At 45.7% G+C, this 17,000-nt stretch carries 14 protein-coding genes; 13 read left to right on the forward strand and 1 reads right to left on the reverse strand.

All coding sequences use genetic code 11. The annotated features are described in order from the left end of the window. Nucleotides 1–68: 68 nt before the first annotated feature. The 13 genes from rlmD (at nucleotide 69) to rpoS (ending at nucleotide 14,334) form a co-directional block, all read left to right on the forward strand. Nucleotides 69–1,388 carry a 23S rRNA (uracil(1939)-C(5))-methyltransferase RlmD gene (gene rlmD / locus FR741_RS02870; protein ID WP_167426238.1) on the forward strand — a complete coding sequence of 440 codons (1,320 nt, stop codon included), beginning with the start codon at nucleotides 69–71 and terminating at the stop codon, nucleotides 1,386–1,388. A 123-nt stretch (nucleotides 1,389–1,511) separates the two neighbouring features. Beyond that, a complete protein-coding gene (gene relA, locus FR741_RS02875) occupies nucleotides 1,512–3,731 on the forward strand; it encodes a GTP diphosphokinase (protein ID WP_005393896.1) in 2,220 nt (739 codons plus the stop codon). A 203-nt stretch (nucleotides 3,732–3,934) separates the two neighbouring features. Then, a complete protein-coding gene (gene mazG, locus FR741_RS02880) occupies nucleotides 3,935–4,732 on the forward strand; it encodes a nucleoside triphosphate pyrophosphohydrolase (protein ID WP_164666366.1) in 798 nt (265 codons plus the stop codon). A 211-nt stretch (nucleotides 4,733–4,943) separates the two neighbouring features. After that, nucleotides 4,944–6,584 (forward strand): CTP synthase, encoded by a 1,641-nt coding sequence (locus FR741_RS02885; protein ID WP_005393892.1) that lies wholly within the window; start codon nucleotides 4,944–4,946, stop codon nucleotides 6,582–6,584. Between the two features lie 78 nt (nucleotides 6,585–6,662). After that, nucleotides 6,663–7,964, forward strand: a complete 1,302-nt coding sequence (gene eno / locus FR741_RS02890; RefSeq protein ID WP_005383785.1) for a phosphopyruvate hydratase — start codon at nucleotides 6,663–6,665, stop codon at nucleotides 7,962–7,964. A 392-nt stretch (nucleotides 7,965–8,356) separates the two neighbouring features. Further along, the gene (gene ftsB / locus FR741_RS02895; protein WP_005380907.1) at nucleotides 8,357–8,638 is read left to right on the forward strand and encodes a cell division protein FtsB; all 282 of its coding nucleotides are present in this window, start codon (nucleotides 8,357–8,359) and stop codon (nucleotides 8,636–8,638) included. Nucleotide 8,639: 1 nt separating this feature from the next. Beyond that, nucleotides 8,640–9,344: a 2-C-methyl-D-erythritol 4-phosphate cytidylyltransferase gene (ispD, locus tag FR741_RS02900; protein ID WP_065646112.1), complete on the forward strand. Its 705-nt coding sequence runs from the start codon at nucleotides 8,640–8,642 to the stop codon at nucleotides 9,342–9,344. A gap of 17 nt (nucleotides 9,345–9,361) precedes the next feature. Continuing rightward, complete coding sequence (gene ispF, locus FR741_RS02905; protein WP_005393886.1) at nucleotides 9,362–9,838, forward strand: 2-C-methyl-D-erythritol 2,4-cyclodiphosphate synthase; 477 nt, start codon at nucleotides 9,362–9,364, stop codon at nucleotides 9,836–9,838. A gap of 46 nt (nucleotides 9,839–9,884) precedes the next feature. Beyond that, nucleotides 9,885–10,928 carry a tRNA pseudouridine(13) synthase TruD gene (truD, locus tag FR741_RS02910; RefSeq protein WP_046875093.1) on the forward strand — a complete coding sequence of 348 codons (1,044 nt, stop codon included), beginning with the start codon at nucleotides 9,885–9,887 and terminating at the stop codon, nucleotides 10,926–10,928. Next, nucleotides 10,928–11,704 (forward strand): 5'/3'-nucleotidase SurE, encoded by a 777-nt coding sequence (gene surE, locus FR741_RS02915; RefSeq protein ID WP_005393882.1) that lies wholly within the window; start codon nucleotides 10,928–10,930, stop codon nucleotides 11,702–11,704. Before truD ends, surE begins: the two co-directional genes overlap by 1 nt. Further along, nucleotides 11,704–12,330 carry a protein-L-isoaspartate(D-aspartate) O-methyltransferase gene (locus FR741_RS02920; RefSeq protein ID WP_167426239.1) on the forward strand — a complete coding sequence of 209 codons (627 nt, stop codon included), beginning with the start codon at nucleotides 11,704–11,706 and terminating at the stop codon, nucleotides 12,328–12,330. Before surE ends, FR741_RS02920 begins: the two co-directional genes overlap by 1 nt. A gap of 13 nt (nucleotides 12,331–12,343) precedes the next feature. Next, nucleotides 12,344–13,267, forward strand: a complete 924-nt coding sequence (locus FR741_RS02925; protein WP_167426240.1) for a peptidoglycan DD-metalloendopeptidase family protein — start codon at nucleotides 12,344–12,346, stop codon at nucleotides 13,265–13,267. 80 nt (nucleotides 13,268–13,347) lie between these two features. Next, nucleotides 13,348–14,334: an RNA polymerase sigma factor RpoS gene (gene rpoS / locus FR741_RS02930; protein ID WP_005393877.1), complete on the forward strand. Its 987-nt coding sequence runs from the start codon at nucleotides 13,348–13,350 to the stop codon at nucleotides 14,332–14,334. Between the two features lie 80 nt (nucleotides 14,335–14,414). Here the strand turns inward: rpoS and mutS are convergent, their stop codons facing one another. Beyond that, the gene (gene mutS, locus FR741_RS02935) at nucleotides 14,415–16,976 is read right to left on the reverse strand and encodes a DNA mismatch repair protein MutS (RefSeq protein WP_167426241.1); all 2,562 of its coding nucleotides are present in this window, start codon (nucleotides 16,974–16,976) and stop codon (nucleotides 14,415–14,417) included. Nucleotides 16,977–17,000: the final 24 nt, after the last annotated feature.

Raw genomic sequence — 17,000 nt, forward strand, 5'->3', positions numbered from 1 at the left:
ATCACACAACGGCTGCAATCAAGAATAGTGAAGCCGAAGAGCAATTAGACATAAATCAGGCATAGAGAATGGCACGCATCTTTCAACCGAAAAAGAAAACCCAACTCAATACTCGTCATCAAGCGGTGCAAGTGGAGCGTTTAGATCACCACGGCGCAGGTATTGCTTACCTAAAGAAAAAACCGCTGTTTATTGATGGCGCATTGCCGGGAGAAGAAGTCGTCACGCAGTTAGTGGAAGAAAAAAGTAAATTTGCTCGCGGTAAACTGATTAAGATTCTTAAGCCGAGTGACACTCGCGTGGAGCCATTTTGCCCACATTATAATGAGTGCGGTGGCTGTGATTTGCAGCATCTAGATTATGACCAACAATTGACGTACAAACAGCAAACACTGCGTCAGCTGATGCGAAAATTTTCAGGCAATGATATCGAGCTTGATGCGCCATTATTAGGGGATTCACTGGCCTATCGTCGTCGTGCGCGAGTGAGCTTATTTGTCGATAAAAAAACACGTCAGCTACATTTTGGTTTCCGTAAAAAGCAGAGTAAGCAAATCGCGCAAGTGACCGACTGCCCAGTGCTGGCGCCGGAATTGAACGTTCTGCTTCCAGAGATTTATTCAGCACTAAAAGCGTTTAAAAAGCCGGAGCAATTGGGCCATGTAGAGCTGGTACTTGGTGATAATGGGCCGTGTATTACGTTGCGTCACTTGAGTGCTCTGACAGCGAGTGAAACTCAATCTCTAACGGAGCTAGCAAAACGTCGTAATGCATCGCTGTACCTAATGCCAGCAACAGATCAGCTAAACCTTGTTGAAGGCGATATGCCTTTCTATCAAGAAGTTGGCGTGAAAATTCCTTTTGCGCCAAATAATTTTATTCAAGTGAACCAAGCCGTAAACAAAAAAATGGTCAAGCAAGCGGTTGAGTGGTTAGACCCGCAAAAGAGTGACCGAGTGTTAGATTTGTTCTGCGGCGTAGGCAACTTCAGTTTACCGATTGCGAAGTTAGCTAAGCACGTAGTTGGGGTCGAGGGTGTTGCAGAGATGGTCGAAAAAGCTACAAATAATGCATCCTTGAACCAAATCAATAATGCGCAATTTTATCACGCTAACCTTGAGCAAGATTTTGAAGGGCAGGTCTGGGCGGCAGAACGGTTTGATAAAGTGCTGTTAGACCCAGCACGCGCGGGGGCAAGTGGGATCATCGATCAAGTTTCTGAGCTTGGCGCACAGCGTGTAGTTTATGTTTCTTGTAATCCTGCTACCCTTGCTAGGGACAGCCAAAGCTTGATGGAGCAAGGCTATAAATTAACTAAATTAGGTATGCTGGACATGTTCCCTCATACCAGTCATCTAGAATCGATGGCATTGTTTGAAAAGTCCTAACTTTAGGACTTTGGCCCCTTATTTGTGGTGGGTGGTCATAAAGCCAGCGTTTACGCGCAGGTAAAAGAACTAACCTGGACGGTGTTAGTCAAACCACACGAATATAATAATTAGGATGATGAGATGGTTGCGGTAAGAAGCGCGCATTTAAACCAAGATGAACAGTTTGAACTCGAAAACTGGGTGGCTAGCCTAGGACAAGAGAAAAACACAGCCTCACGCTTAATCGAAGTATATCGAGATTGCCAGACGGTATTAGCCGATAACGAGCAAGCGGAACTGTTGTTGTGGCGTGGACGAGAAATGATCGAAATTTTGATCACCTTGTCTATGGATCAGGCCACCTTAGTGGCTGCACAACTGTTTCCTTTGGTTTCAAGTGGTGCTTTTAACAGAGAAATTCTGGAAGAGAAATACAGCAAAGAAATCATAAAATTAATCGATGGCGTTGAAGAAATGGCGGCTATTGGCCAACTCAATGTCAACATGGAAGGGAGTGCGGCGTCATCTCAGGTAGATAACGTACGCCGCATGCTGCTTGCCATGGTGGATGACTTCCGCTGCGTGGTTATCAAGCTTGCGGAGCGAATTTGTAACCTTATTGAAGTTAAAAAAGCGCCTGATGAAGTTCGACGTGCGGCGGCAAAAGAGTGTGCCAACATCTATGCGCCGCTAGCAAACCGATTAGGCATCGGTCAGCTGAAATGGGAAATTGAAGATTACGCTTTCCGCTACCAACAGCCGGAAACTTACAAACAAATTGCCAAGCAGCTTTCTGAGCGACGCATCGTTCGTGAACAGTACATCAAAGACTTTGTTGAAGACCTCACGCACGAAATGGAAGTGTCAGGTATTAACGCCGAAGTGAGTGGTCGACCTAAGCACATCTACAGCATTTGGCGAAAAATGCAGAAGAAGAGTTTGGCATTCGATGAGCTGTTTGATGTTCGAGCAGTACGTATCATCGCAGACAAACTGCAAGACTGTTACGCGGCTTTGGGTGTAGTTCACACCAAATACAAGCACCTACCGAGCGAGTTTGATGACTACGTTGCTAACCCTAAACCAAACGGTTATCAATCGATCCACACCGTAATTCTAGGGCCAGAAGGCAAAACCATCGAGATCCAGATTCGTACCAAGCAAATGCATGAAGAGTCGGAGCTGGGTGTTGCCGCGCACTGGAAATATAAAGAAGGGGCAAGCAGCCGAAGCGGTTATGATGAGAAGATCACGTGGCTGCGTAAGCTACTGGATTGGCAAGAAGAAATGTCAGATTCTGGCGAAATGCTTGATGAGCTACGTAGCCAAGTCTTTGATGACCGTGTTTATGCCTTTACACCACGTGGTGATGTTGTCGATTTGCCAATGGGGGCAACGCCGCTAGATTTTGCCTATCACATTCACTCCGAAGTGGGACACCGTTGTATCGGTGCCAAAGTCGGAGGTCGTATTGTGCCGTTCACGCATAAATTACATATGGGTGACCAAGTCGAGATTATCACTCAGAAAGAACCTAACCCATCACGTGACTGGTTAAACCCATCATTAGGCTTCGTTCATTCTGGTCGTGCGCGTGCCAAAATTAACGCCTGGTTCCGAAAACAAAGCCGTGAGAAGAACCTTGAAGCGGGTCGTGAAATCCTTGAGCATGAGTTAGCCAAAATTGGCGCAACGTTAAAAGATGCAGAGCATTACGCCCTCAAGCGGTTTAATGTCAAAACACCAGATGAATTGTATGTTGGGGTAGGTAGCGGTGATTTGCGTATCAACCAAATCATTAACCATATTAACGCGTTAGTTAACAAGCCAACGGCAGAGGAAGAAGACCAGCAAGCACTGGAAAAACTGCAAGAAGCTGAGCACAAATCACCCGCGCAAAGCCGACCGAAAAAAGACGCAGTTGTAGTAGAAGGCGTCGATAACCTAATGACACACCTAGCACGTTGCTGTCAGCCAATTCCAGGTGACGATATCTGTGGTTACATAACGCAAGGTCGTGGGATTTCAGTACACCGTAGTGACTGTGAACAGCTAGAAGAACTGCGCCATCACGCGCCAGAGCGTATCATCGATACTGTCTGGGGCAGCGGCTTCGTCGGGTCATACATCCTCACCGTCCGTGTTGAAGCGATGGAGCGAGGTGGTCTACTCAAAGACATTACGACACTGTTCGCCAACGAAAAGATCAAAGTGACCAGTATGAAGAACCGAGTCGATTACAGACGTCAACTCGCCATCATGGACTTTGATCTAGAAGTCACCAATATTGAGGTGCTTTCTCGTGTTTCTAAACGTGTTGAGCAGATTAAGGATGTGATGACGGTGAAACGCCTTGGCTAAAATTCTCGTCATACTTGAAGCTGATAGCGTTGTTGACTGCGCTCACTCGCTCCATCACATAGACGAGCTATGCTCAGGAGTCTCGCTCGCTTGCCGCCTAGCTACAGCTTCAATTATTTAGAGAATTGATCAACGTATAACAAAGGTGAGTGGTTTTGGCCGCTCACCTTTTTCTTTAGTAGAAAGGTTTAAAGGAACAAAAAATGAGTCATCCAATTGAACAATTAGAACAAATCATGGCGAAGTTGCGTGACCCAGAAAACGGTTGCCCTTGGGACTTAAAACAAACCTTTGACACCATCGTTCCGCACACCATCGAAGAAACTTACGAAGTGGTGGACGCGATTCAAAACCGTGATTGGCCGAACTTACAAGAAGAGTTGGGTGATTTGTTGTTCCAGGTGATTTTTTACAGTCAATTAGCGAAAGAGCAAGAGCTGTTCGACTTTTCGGATGTTGTCGAAACTGTGAATGAAAAACTGACTCGCCGTCATCCGCATGTTTTTTCAGATGTTGAGTTTGAATCGGACGAGGAAATCAACGCCAACTGGGAAGCCGAAAAAGCAAAAGAAAAAGCGCAGGTAGGCAAAGCGGAAGAAAGTATCCTAGACTCAATACCAAACTCTTTGCCAGCACTTTCTCGTGCTACAAAGATACAGAAAAAATGTGCGAAATATGGATTTGACTGGGACTCTCTTGGCCCGGTCGTCGATAAGGTGCGAGAAGAAATTGATGAAGTCATGGAAGAAGCATTACAAGTTCAGCCTGATGAAGAAAAAGTGGAGTTGGAACTCGGCGATTTGCTATTTGCGACCGTCAATTTGGCACGCCATCTTGATAAAAATCCAGAAGTCGCACTAGGGAAAGCAAACTTAAAGTTTGCGAGACGTTTTAAGCAAGTTGAAGGAAAGGTCCAGCAGTCAGGCAAAGCGCTTACAGATTGTTCTTTATCAGAGCTCGACGATTTCTGGGATGAAGTAAAGCGAGAAGAGTCTAGATAGGGGAAAATAAGCGGAATATACAATATGAGGCCAGTTTGCCTCTTAACACGAAAACGGACTTTGGTTTGTCTTTGCTCACTTTGATTTGAAGCAAAAAATAAAAAATTACGGTGTGATAGATTTCACGTTGTGGCGGTAAGGAGCTTCTGGTATATTTATCTCCCGTCCAGAAGCACTCCATTTCCCTCATTCAACCAATTTCAGGTTAAACATGACGACAAATTACATTTTTGTTACTGGCGGGGTTGTATCCTCTCTAGGTAAAGGTATTGCAGCAGCATCTCTTGCGGCTATTCTAGAAGCTCGTGGTCTTAAAGTGACTATGATGAAGCTTGACCCTTACATCAACGTTGACCCGGGCACAATGAGCCCTACTCAGCACGGTGAAGTGTTCGTTACAGAAGATGGCGCAGAGACTGACCTTGACCTTGGTCACTACGAGCGTTTCATCCGTACCAAGATGACCAAGCGTAACAACTTCACTGCAGGTCGTGTTTATGCCGACGTACTTCGTAAAGAACGTCGTGGTGACTACCTAGGCGCAACTATTCAAGTTATCCCTCACATCACTAACGCGATCAAAGACCGTGTAATTGCTGGCTCTGAAGGCCATGATGTGGCTATCGTTGAAGTTGGCGGTACCGTTGGTGATATCGAATCACTACCATTTATGGAAGCGATTCGTCAGCTAGCCGTTGAACTAGGCCGTGAGCGCGCAATGTTCATGCACCTAACACTTGTTCCTTACCTAGCGGCAGCGGGCGAAGTGAAAACTAAGCCAACTCAACACTCTGTAAAAGAACTTCTATCTATCGGTATTCAGCCAGATATCCTAGTTTGCCGTAGCGACCGCGTTATTCCAGCGAATGAACGTAAGAAAATCGCACTATTCTGTAATGTTCCAGAAAAAGCAGTAATTTCAATGAAGGACGTAGATTCTATCTACAAGATTCCTCAATTGATCAAGTCTCAAGGTCTAGATGATCTTGTGTGTGCTCGCTTTGGCATCACAGCTCCTGAAGCTGACCTTTCTGAGTGGGAACAGGTTATTTACGAAGAAGCAAATCCTACTGGTGAAGTAACCATCGGTATGGTTGGTAAATACACTGAATTGCCAGATGCATACAAGTCTGTGAACGAAGCGCTTAAACACGCTGGCTTGAAAAACCGTCTAAGTGTCACAATTAAATATGTAGACTCACAAGATATCGAAACAAAAGGTGTTGAGCTGCTAGAAGGCTTAGATGCGATCCTAGTACCAGGTGGCTTCGGCGATCGTGGTATTGAAGGCAAGATCCGTGCAGCTCAATACGCACGTGAAAACAATGTGCCTTACCTAGGTATTTGTTTGGGTATGCAAGTTGCACTAATTGAATACGCGCGTAACGTTGCGGGTATGGAAGGTGCACATTCAACAGAATTTAACAAAGAGACTAAGTACCCTGTGGTAGGTTTGATCACAGAGTGGGTAGACGAGTCAGGTAACGTAGAAGAGCGTACTGAAAAGTCTGACCTAGGTGGTACGATGCGTCTTGGTTCACAGCTATGTCACCTAGAGAAAGGGACGAAAGCTCGTGAACTGTACGGTAGCGCGACGATCCATGAACGTCACCGTCACCGTTACGAAGTGAATAATGTGCTTCGTCCGCAAATCGAAAAAGCAGGTCTGAAAGTTTCTGGCCTATCAGCGGACAAGAAGTTAGTGGAAATGATTGAGAACCCAGCTCACCCATGGTTTGTAGCGGCTCAGTTCCACCCAGAATTCACATCGACTCCTCGCGATGGCCACCCATTGTTTGCAGGTTTCGTTAAGGCTGCGGGCCAAAACGCACGCGGCGAATTCGAGAAGTAAAAGGATACGGGCGGCGGCGAAGGTTGTGCTGCTGCCCTTTAAAATTGACATTTATATTTGAAACGAGAGGAAACATTAATGTCTAAGATCGTTAAAGTTCTAGGTCGTGAAATCATCGACTCACGTGGTAACCCAACTGTAGAAGCTGAAGTACACCTAGAAGGCGGTTTCGTAGGTATGGCGGCAGCTCCATCTGGCGCATCTACTGGTTCTCGCGAAGCTCTTGAGCTACGTGACGGTGACAAAGCACGTTTCCTAGGTAAAGGTGTTCTTAAAGCAGTTGAAGCTGTAAACGGCCCAATCGCTGAAGCTCTAGTTGGCAAAGACGCTAAAGACCAAGCTGCAATCGACGCAGTAATGATCGAACTAGACGGCACTGAAAACAAATCTAAATTCGGTGCTAACGCTATCCTAGCTGTTTCTCTAGCAAACGCTAAAGCTGCTGCTGCAGCTAAAGGCATGCCTCTATACGAGCACATCGCTGAACTAAACGGTACAGCTGGTCAGTTCTCTATGCCTCTACCAATGATGAACATCATCAACGGTGGTGAGCACGCAGACAACAACGTTGACATCCAAGAGTTCATGATCCAACCAGTTGGCGCTAAGACTCTTAAAGAAGGTCTACGTATCGGTGCTGAAGTATTCCACAACCTAGCTAAAGTTCTTAAGTCTAAAGGCTACAGCACTGCAGTTGGTGACGAAGGTGGTTTCGCTCCTAACCTTAAATCTAACGCTGAAGCTCTAGAAGTTATCGCAGAAGCTGTTGCAGCTGCTGGTTACGAACTAGGTAAAGACGTTACTCTAGCTATGGACTGTGCAGCATCTGAGTTCTTCGACAAAGAAGCTGGCATCTACAACATGAAAGGCGAAGGTAAAACTTTCACTTCTGAAGAGTTCAACCACTACCTAGCTGAGCTAGCTAACCAATTCCCAATCGTTTCTATCGAAGACGGTCTAGACGAGTCTGACTGGGATGGCTTCAAGCACCAAACTGAACTACTAGGTGACAAACTTCAACTAGTAGGTGACGACCTATTCGTTACTAACACTAAGATCCTTGCTGAAGGTATCGAGAAAGGCGTAGCTAACTCTATCCTTATCAAGTTCAACCAAATCGGTTCTCTAACTGAGACTCTAGCTGCAATCAAGATGGCTAAAGACGCAGGTTACACAGCAGTAATCTCTCACCGTTCTGGCGAAACTGAAGATGCAACTATCGCTGATCTAGCGGTAGGTACTGCTGCAGGTCAAATCAAAACTGGTTCTATGAGCCGTTCTGACCGTGTTGCTAAGTACAACCAACTAATCCGTATCGAGGAAGCTCTAGGTGAGCGCGCTCCTTTCAACGGTCTTAAAGAAGTTAAAGGTCAAGCTTAATTCTTAATTGAATAAGTTTAGCTAAATAGCTTTCTAGAAACGCTCCACTTCGGTGGGGCGTTTTTTATTTAAGAGCGATGAGCACGCTCCTCCATGTTTCAAAGAAGCGGTCTTAAAGAAGTTCAAGCTTAGTTCTTCATTGGATTAACCGCTTAGATTGAAGCTTTGAAAATACCCTGATTTTGCGGGGTGTTTTTGTATCTATAGGCTTGTATTTCTTGGTCTTACTTTGGTGAGTGCTAAGAATAGCTTCATATGTCTTTGTTTCATTTTGCTGCTTATTTCTTGTAAGGAGCGTGTGAGTCTCCCTTTCTCCCCTAGAGGCAACCTCGCATTTATGCTATATATGTCACCTTATCTAATTCCTTCCGGTACAGAATGTTAGCAGCGATATGCGAATCTTTGTTATAGCCCTTACGCTACTGTTTGGCTTGCTTCAATACACTCTATGGTTTGGTAAAAACGGAGTGTCTGACTACTACACAGTAAAAGATGAAATTGAAGTTCAGCAACAAGTGAACAGCAAGCTACAAGCTCGCAATAATGAAATGTTTGCTGAGATTGATGACTTAAGGCAAGGTCTTGATGCGATTGAAGAACGTGCGCGTCATGAGCTTGGTTTAGTTAAAGATGGCGAGACTTTCTACCGCATTATAGGTGAGGAAAATCATTAAAATGTTGGATGTGAACTCATCGCATGTCGCAATTGTTCCTGCTGCCGGTGTCGGTAGTCGAATGAAGGCTGACCGCCCTAAGCAATATTTATTGATCGACGGAAAAGCGGTGCTGGAACACACTGTAGAAAAGTTGCTGTCGCACCCACGAATTTCGAAAGTGGTTGTCGCCATTACCGAAGGTGACCCTTATTTCCCTGAGTTAACCATCGCGAACCATCCCGATGTAATTCAAGTCGCGGGTGGCAAAGAGCGCGCTGATTCCGTACTTTCAGGGCTAAACTATGTCAATGAACATCTGGAAAGCGAGTGGGTATTGGTCCACGACGCTGCAAGGCCATGTGTATTAACATCCGACATTGACCGTTTGATTGATGTTTGCTGCGCTCACCCAACGGGTGGCATCCTCGCATCTCCAGTGAGAGACACAATGAAGCGAGCAAATGCAGCACAAGATATCGGTCATACGGTAGAGAGAGAAGCATTGTGGCATGCATTAACTCCACAAATGTTTAAAACTCAACAACTGACTCGAGCACTGGCTGACGCATTAGAACAAGGCGTAGCCATCACGGATGAAGCATCGGCTTTAGAGTGGTTGGGCGAAACGCCTGCTTTAGTCCAGGGTAATGCGAATAACATAAAAATTACTCAGCCAGAAGATCTCGCGTTAGCCGAGTTTTATCTGAGCCGTGAGCGCGGCTAAAAAAGAAAGGATAAAAAATGATTCGAATTGGTCACGGTTTTGACGTGCATAAATTTGGTGGTGAAGGCCCGGTCATTATCGGTGGTGTTGCTATCCCTTACGAGCAGGGCTTAGTAGCCCACTCAGATGGTGATGTTGCTCTTCATGCTTTGACTGATGCGCTACTCGGGGCGATTGCTGCGGGTGATATTGGTCGTCACTTCCCGGATACCGACGATAAATGGAAAGGGGCAAATAGCCGCGAATTGTTGAAGGACGTTTATCGTCGTGTCAAAGAGCAAGGCTACCGCCTTGGTAATGCCGATGTCACCATCATGGCACAAGCACCTAAGATGGCACCTCATATTGACGCGATGTGTGCGGCGATTGCGGAAGACCTAGAAACCGATATTAGTAACATTAACGTAAAAGCGACGACGACAGAGCGTCTCGGTTTTACTGGACGCAAAGAAGGCATTGCAACGGAAGCCGTGGTGCTTCTGTTCAAGCAATAATTAACCAACTTGCTCCTTAATGCTGTGTAAACAGCGGAAAAACATTATGTCAGATATTTTATCTTCATTGGCTTATCTAACGGGTAAGCCTGTTGCATCGGCAAAAATCAAAGCGCAACCAGAACATTTTCAGGTTCGTGAGGATTTAGGTTTTGCCTTTACTGGCGAAGGCGAGCACCTAATGGTGCGTATTCGAAAAACTGGAGAAAATACCAGTTTTGTTGCGAATGAGTTGGCGAAAGCTTGTGGCGTAAAGTCGAAAGACGTTAGCTGGGCAGGCCTTAAAGACCGCCATGCGGTGACGGAACAGTGGCTGAGTGTCCATTTACCGAAAGGGGAAACGCCGGACTTCTCGGCATTCCTAGCTCAATATCCGAGTATTGAGATCTTAGCGACTGATCGACACAACAAAAAACTGCGTCCTGGAGACTTAATAGGGAACGAGTTTGTTGTCACTTTGTCTGAAGTGACTGACGTTGAAGATGTAGAGCAACGCCTTGAAAAAGTGAAACAAGTTGGTGTGCCAAACTACTTTGGTAGTCAGCGTTTTGGCAATGATGGCAACAACCTTGAAGAAGCACGTCGATGGGGACGCGAAAACGTTCGTACCCGTAATCAAAATAAGCGCAGCATGTATTTATCAGCGGCGCGTTCGTGGATCTTCAACCGTATCGTTTCTGCTCGTCTAGAAAATGGTGTGTTTGATAAATTCATCGATGGTGATATTGCACAGACAAGTTCTGGCACTCAGTTGGTTGATGCAAGCAATATCGCAGATCTACAAGCACAATTTGCTGCAGGCGAAGTGGCAATTACCGCGGCTCTAGCAGGTGATAATGCGCTTCCAACTCAAGCGGATGCGCTTACTTTAGAACAACCGTTCTTAGATGAAGAGCCTGATCTCATGGCGCTGATTCGTGGTAATCGCATGCGCCACGACCGTCGCGATATTGCGCTGAAGCCAAAAGATTTAGCTTGGACGGTTGAAGGTAACAACATTACGCTGACTTTCTCACTGGATGCGGGATCTTTTGCAACCTCTATCGTTCGTGAGTTAGTTAATGAGGTTGAAGTAGAAAGAGAATACTAATGGAACAGGATTCACTAAACGCGAAGCCCCTAAGAGTCTTAATCAGCAACGACGATGGCGTACATGCGCAAGGGATTCATGCACTTGCTGATGAGTTGCGAGATATCGCTGAAGTGACCATTGTCGCACCCGACCGAAATCGTTCAGGTGCTTCGAACTCACTGACACTAGAGCAACCATTGCGCGTAACTGAAATTGCCCCAAATATCTATTCAGTGCAAGGAACGCCTACAGATTGTGTACATTTCGCGCTGAATGAGCTGATGAAAGATGATTTGCCCGATCTTGTTTTATCAGGCATCAATCATGGTGCAAATTTGGGTGATGACGTTCTTTACTCAGGAACGGTAGCTGCAGCAATGGAAGGGCATTTCCTTGGTGTTCAGTCGGTTGCTTTTTCGCTGGTGGGTAAGCGTCATTTCGAATCTGCCGCAAAAATTGCACGTCAAATTGTGCAACAGCATTTAGCGTCTCCGATTCCAACGAATCGGTTATTGAACGTAAACGTGCCTGACTTACCAGCAGAAAACCTGGGCGAAATCGAAGTCACGCGTTTAGGTGCGCGTCATCACGCAGAGAATATGATTAAGCAGAAAGATCCGAGAGGTCATGATATTTATTGGCTAGGGCCTCCAGGAAAAGAGCAAGATGCGGGGGAGGGCACCGACTTTTATGCGATTGAACATGGTCGAGTTTCAATGACGCCTCTGCAAGTTGATCTCACTGCTCATGAGTCGCTGCGTGCAATGGATAGTTGGTTAAAGGAAGAGAAGTAATGAGTAACCCACATGCTGACAGGTTGATAGCGTTTCTTATCTCCAGTGGCATCAAAGACCAAAGAGTTCTGGATGCTATCCAACGCTTACCACGAGAAAGCTTTGTCTCTCAAGCGATGATGCACCAAGCCTACGATAACAATGCGTTACCGATTGGTCAGGGACAAACTATTTCTCAACCTTATATTGTTGCTCGTATGACCGAGTTACTCGAACTAGAGCCAACGAGTCACGTACTGGAAATCGGAACGGGTTCCGGTTATCAAACCGCAGTACTGGCGCAAATTGTTGACCATGTATACTCCGTTGAGCGAATTAAATCGTTGCAATGGGAAGCAAAACGCCGTCTGAAACAATTGGATATCTACAATGTTTCAACCAAGCATGCTGATGGATGGCAAGGCTGGGAAGCTCGTGGTCCTTTCGATGCCATCATTGTTACTGCAGCTGCAGAAGTGATCCCCCAAGCTCTTCTCTCACAATTAAGAGATGGCGGCAAAATGGTCATTCCTGTTGGAGATACGGAACAACAGTTATTAAAAATAGAGCGTAAGGGAGACGAATATCTCTCTACCGTTGTAGAAATGGTTCGGTTCGTACCTCTGGTTGCGGGTGATTTAGCTTAAGGGTTAGGGATAGGTGAATAAGTTACTACGTCATATTGGTATTAGCTTTGTGTTTGCTGCAGGACTAGTTGGTTGTGCAGCGCATTCCCCTGCACCTGTCTCTAGCCTAAAAAAAGACTATTCAAGCCTTGAAAGAGGGAGTTACAGAGGGAGTTATTATGAGGTAAAAAAAGGCGATACACTTTACTTCATAGCTTATGTCACAGATAAAGATGTAAATGATCTTGTCCGTTACAATGAGTTAACTCAGCCTTACACCATCTACCCTGGACAGAGGCTAAAACTTTGGGCTCCGAAATATGTCGCCCCTAAATATGGCCAAAAAGTTGAACCCGTTGTGGTTCCTGTTGTTACGACGCCACCAGCCCCAGTGACGAAAACATCAACAGCCTCTAAACCGAAAACTTCAAGTAAAAACTCTAGTCAAAAACCTACAGAGACTAAGCCTAAAGTCGTACAAAAACAGCCTCCAAAGAAGGTTGAACAATCGAAAACAAAGGAGTATGTTGGTTCAAAAGATAACCAAAAAGTGAAGCAAAAATCGCCAGTTACCACGGCGAAGAGTGATAAAGTTTCTAAGTGGTTGTGGCCAACAAAAGGGAGAGTAATCAAGAACTTTTCGGCGGGAGAACAGGGAAATAAAGGTATCGACATCGCAGGACAGCGTGGTCAACCTATCGTTTCAACCGCAGCCGGCACAGTCGTTTATTCAGGCAATGCGCTACGAGGTTATGGCAACTTAATTATAGTAAAGCATAACGACAATTATTTAAGCGCATACGCACACAATGACAAACTGCTGGTCACAGAAGGACAAAGCGTAAAAAGCGGACAAAAAATCGCCACCATGGGTAGTTCAGGTGCAAAGTCGGTCAAACTACACTTTGAAATTCGCTATCAAGGTAAATCAGTGAATCCAAAGCGCTATTTGCCTTAAAACTTTGAAAAACAACTTGCGACATCATTTAGCGACATATTGAGTTGTCATGTCTTGCTAACTCGCCAGGGGGAGGCGTTATGAGTATCAGCAACACAGTAACCAAAGTTGAAGAGTTTGCATTTGACAATGCGTCAGTGAAGACCATTGATAACGAACTCGAAAAATCATCATCCACAGAAAGCAAAACGGCTGCGCGTGAAGAATTTGACGCGAGCAGTAAAAGCTTAGACGCAACTCAGTTGTATTTAGGTGAAATTGGCTTCTCACCTCTACTTACTGCCGAAGAAGAAGTGCTTTATGCTCGACGAGCCCTGCGTGGCGACGAAGCGGCACGTAAACGTATGATCGAAAGTAACCTACGTTTGGTGGTCAAGATCTCTCGTCGATACAGTAATCGAGGTCTAGCACTACTCGATCTGATTGAAGAAGGTAACCTTGGTTTGATCCGTGCGGTCGAGAAGTTCGATCCAGAGCGTGGTTTCCGCTTCTCTACTTATGCGACCTGGTGGATCCGACAAACGATCGAACGTGCGTTGATGAACCAAACTCGTACGATCCGTCTACCTATTCATGTCGTGAAAGAGCTGAACATTTATCTGCGTACTGCGCGTGAACTTTCTCAGAAGCTCGATCACGAACCTACCGCAGAAGAAATTGCTGCTCAGTTAGATATTCCAGTCGAAGATGTAAGCAAAATGCTACGTCTCAATGAGCGTATCAGTTCTGTCGACACACCAATCGGTGGTGACGGTGAAAAAGCGCTGTTGGATATTATTCCCGACGCAAACAACTCCGATCCTGAAGTCTCGACTCAAGATGACGATATCAAATCATCGCTGATTCATTGGTTAGAAGAGTTGAATCCAAAACAGAAAGAAGTACTTGCACGACGTTTTGGTCTTCTAGGCTATGAGCCTTCGACGCTTGAAGAAGTTGGTCGAGAGATTGGTTTGACACGTGAGCGCGTACGTCAAATCCAAGTAGAAGGTTTACGTCGTCTTCGTGAAGTTTTAATCAAGCAAGGTTTGAATATGGAAAACTTATTTAACGTCGAAGATGATTAAATAATCCGTACTTCAGTAGATATGCAAAAGGCTATGGTTATCCATAGCCTTTTTTTTTGCGCTCGCTAAAGTGAATCGATTTAAAGCATCTTCTTCAAACGATACAACTCTTCAAGTGCTTGACGTGGAGTCAAATCATCAGGATCAATACTAGATAAGGCTTGTTCGATCTCGCTAGGTTCTGGAATTAGACTCAATTGGTTAGCCACATCTACTGCACTTGGACGTGGTGCGTCACTGTTTTGCCCTAGTTGCTCTAGCTGAGATAGCTTGTTACGCGCATTTTTGATAACCGTTTTTGGTACACCAGCTAAGCCCGCAACAGCTAGGCCGTAAGACTTACTTGCCGCACCTTCTTGAACTGCGTGCATAAAGGCAATGCTGTCACCATGTTCTACGGCATCCAAGTGAACGTTCGCTAAGTTTGGCAGTTGGTTTGGCAACTCTGTCAATTCGAAGTAGTGAGTTGCAAATAGTGTCATCGCACCAATTTGTGTTGCGAGCCATTCCGCACTTGCCCAAGCTAAAGATAGGCCATCGTAAGTACTGGTACCGCGACCGATTTCATCCATTAGCACTAAACTGTTTTTAGTTGCATTGTGCAGAATATTAGCGGTTTCCGTCATTTCTACCATGAAGGTCGAACGACCAGATGCAAGATCATCTGACGCTCCAATACGAGTAAATATACGATCTAAAGAACCAATTTGTGCAGATTCTGCAGGTACATAAGAGCCGATATGTGCCATCAATGCAATCAGCGCAGTTTGACGCATGTAAGTGGATTTACCACCCATGTTTGGACCGGTGATGATTAACATTTTACGTGCTGGGTTAAGCTCTATTGGGTTCGCGATGAACGGTTCTGTTGTTACTTGCTCTACGACTGGGTGACGACCCGCTTGAATGTGAATGCCAGCGTCTTTCACAAGCGTTGGTCGGCAGTAATCCAACGAATCTGCACGCTCTGCTAGGTTTTGTAGTACATCGAGTTGAGACAGAGCAGAAGCTAAATTCTGCAGCTTCTCCAGATTTGGCATCAATAGATCAAACAGTTCTTCCCACAGCTGCTTTTCAAGTGCCAGCGCTTTCGATTTCGAGTTAAGTACTTTGTCTTCGTGCTCTTTAAGCTCTGGGATGATATAGCGTTCGGCATTTTTTAGTGTTTGGCGACGTACATAGTGCGGTGGAACCAAATGGCTCTGGCCACGGCTCACTTGAATAAAGAAGCCATGTACGTTGTTGTAGCCGACTTTAAGCGTATCGATGCCGTGTCGTTCACGCTCATCTCGCTCAAGCTGCTCAAGGTATTCTGTTGCACCGTCTGCTAATTTGCGCCATTCATCGAGCTCGGCATTATAGCCCTCAGCGATCACACCACCATCACGAATAACAACTGGCGGATTTTCTTTAATTGCACGCTCTAACAGATCACATACTTCGTCAATCGGAGCTGCGTATTGCGCCAGTTTTGCTAGATATGGATGGGTCAAAGAAGCGGTGACAGATTCTAGCTCTGGTAGCTGCTGCATGGCATTGCGAAGTCTAGCCATATCGCGAGGGCGAGCAGAGCGTAGTGCAAGGCGTGCTAAGATACGTTCAATATCACCAATTTGTTTTAACGTTGGTTGAAGATCGGCAAACAGCGCTTGTTCTTTAATCTCACCAATCGCATCAAGACGATTGTTTAACGTTTCAATGCAACGCATAGGTTGATGCAACCAACGCTTCAGCATTCGGCTGCCCATCGGCGTCGCACAATGGTCGAGTACCGCAGCGAGCGTGTTATCGGTTCCGCCTGCTAGATTTTGAGTAATTTCCAGGTTGCGTCGGGTAGCGGCATCAAGGATGACGGATTGGTCCTGATGATCAAACGTTAAAGAGCGAATATGAGGTAAAGCCGTACGTTGTGTATCTTTCACATACTGGATCAAACAACCAGCAGCACATAACCCTAAGGACGCATGTTCTACGCCAAAACCAACCAGATCTTTGGTGCCAAACTGTTGATTGAGTTGTTGCTTAGCCGTATCAAGCTCAAACTCCCATACTGGGCGACGACGGTTACCGTTTCGGCTCGCCATTAAATGTACAGGTTCAAAATCTTCTGGGAATAGCAACTCACGTGGTGCGGTACGTTGAAGCTCGGCTGTCATTGCTTCTTCAGTTTCTGGTTCTGTCAGTTGGAAGCGACCAGAGGTGACATCCAGCGTCGCATAACCGAACTTACCGTTGTGATGGTAAATTGCTGCGATTAAGTTATCGACACGCTCAGAAAGCAGCGCTTCATCCGTCACAGTGCCTGGTGTCACGATACGCACAACTTTACGTTCTACCGGACCCTTGCTGGTGGCTGGATCGCCAATTTGTTCGCAGATTGCGACTGATTCACCAAGCTGAACAAGTTTTGCTAGATAGCCTTCTACTGCGTGAAATGGCACTCCCGCCATAGGAATAGGCTCTCCAGCTGACGAACCGCGCTTAGTTAGCGAAATATCAAGCAGTTGGGACGCTCGCTTTGCATCATCGTAAAAGAGTTCGTAGAAATCGCCCATGCGGTAGAACAGCAAAATCTCAGGGTTCTCAGCTTTTAGCTTGAGGTATTGCTGCATCATCGGAGTGTGTTTTTGTTCAGCTTTCACAGGTAAATTCTTTTGTTTATTTCC

The organism is Vibrio diabolicus (genome assembly GCF_011801455.1).
GTDB classification, from domain to species: domain Bacteria; phylum Pseudomonadota; class Gammaproteobacteria; order Enterobacterales; family Vibrionaceae; genus Vibrio; species Vibrio diabolicus.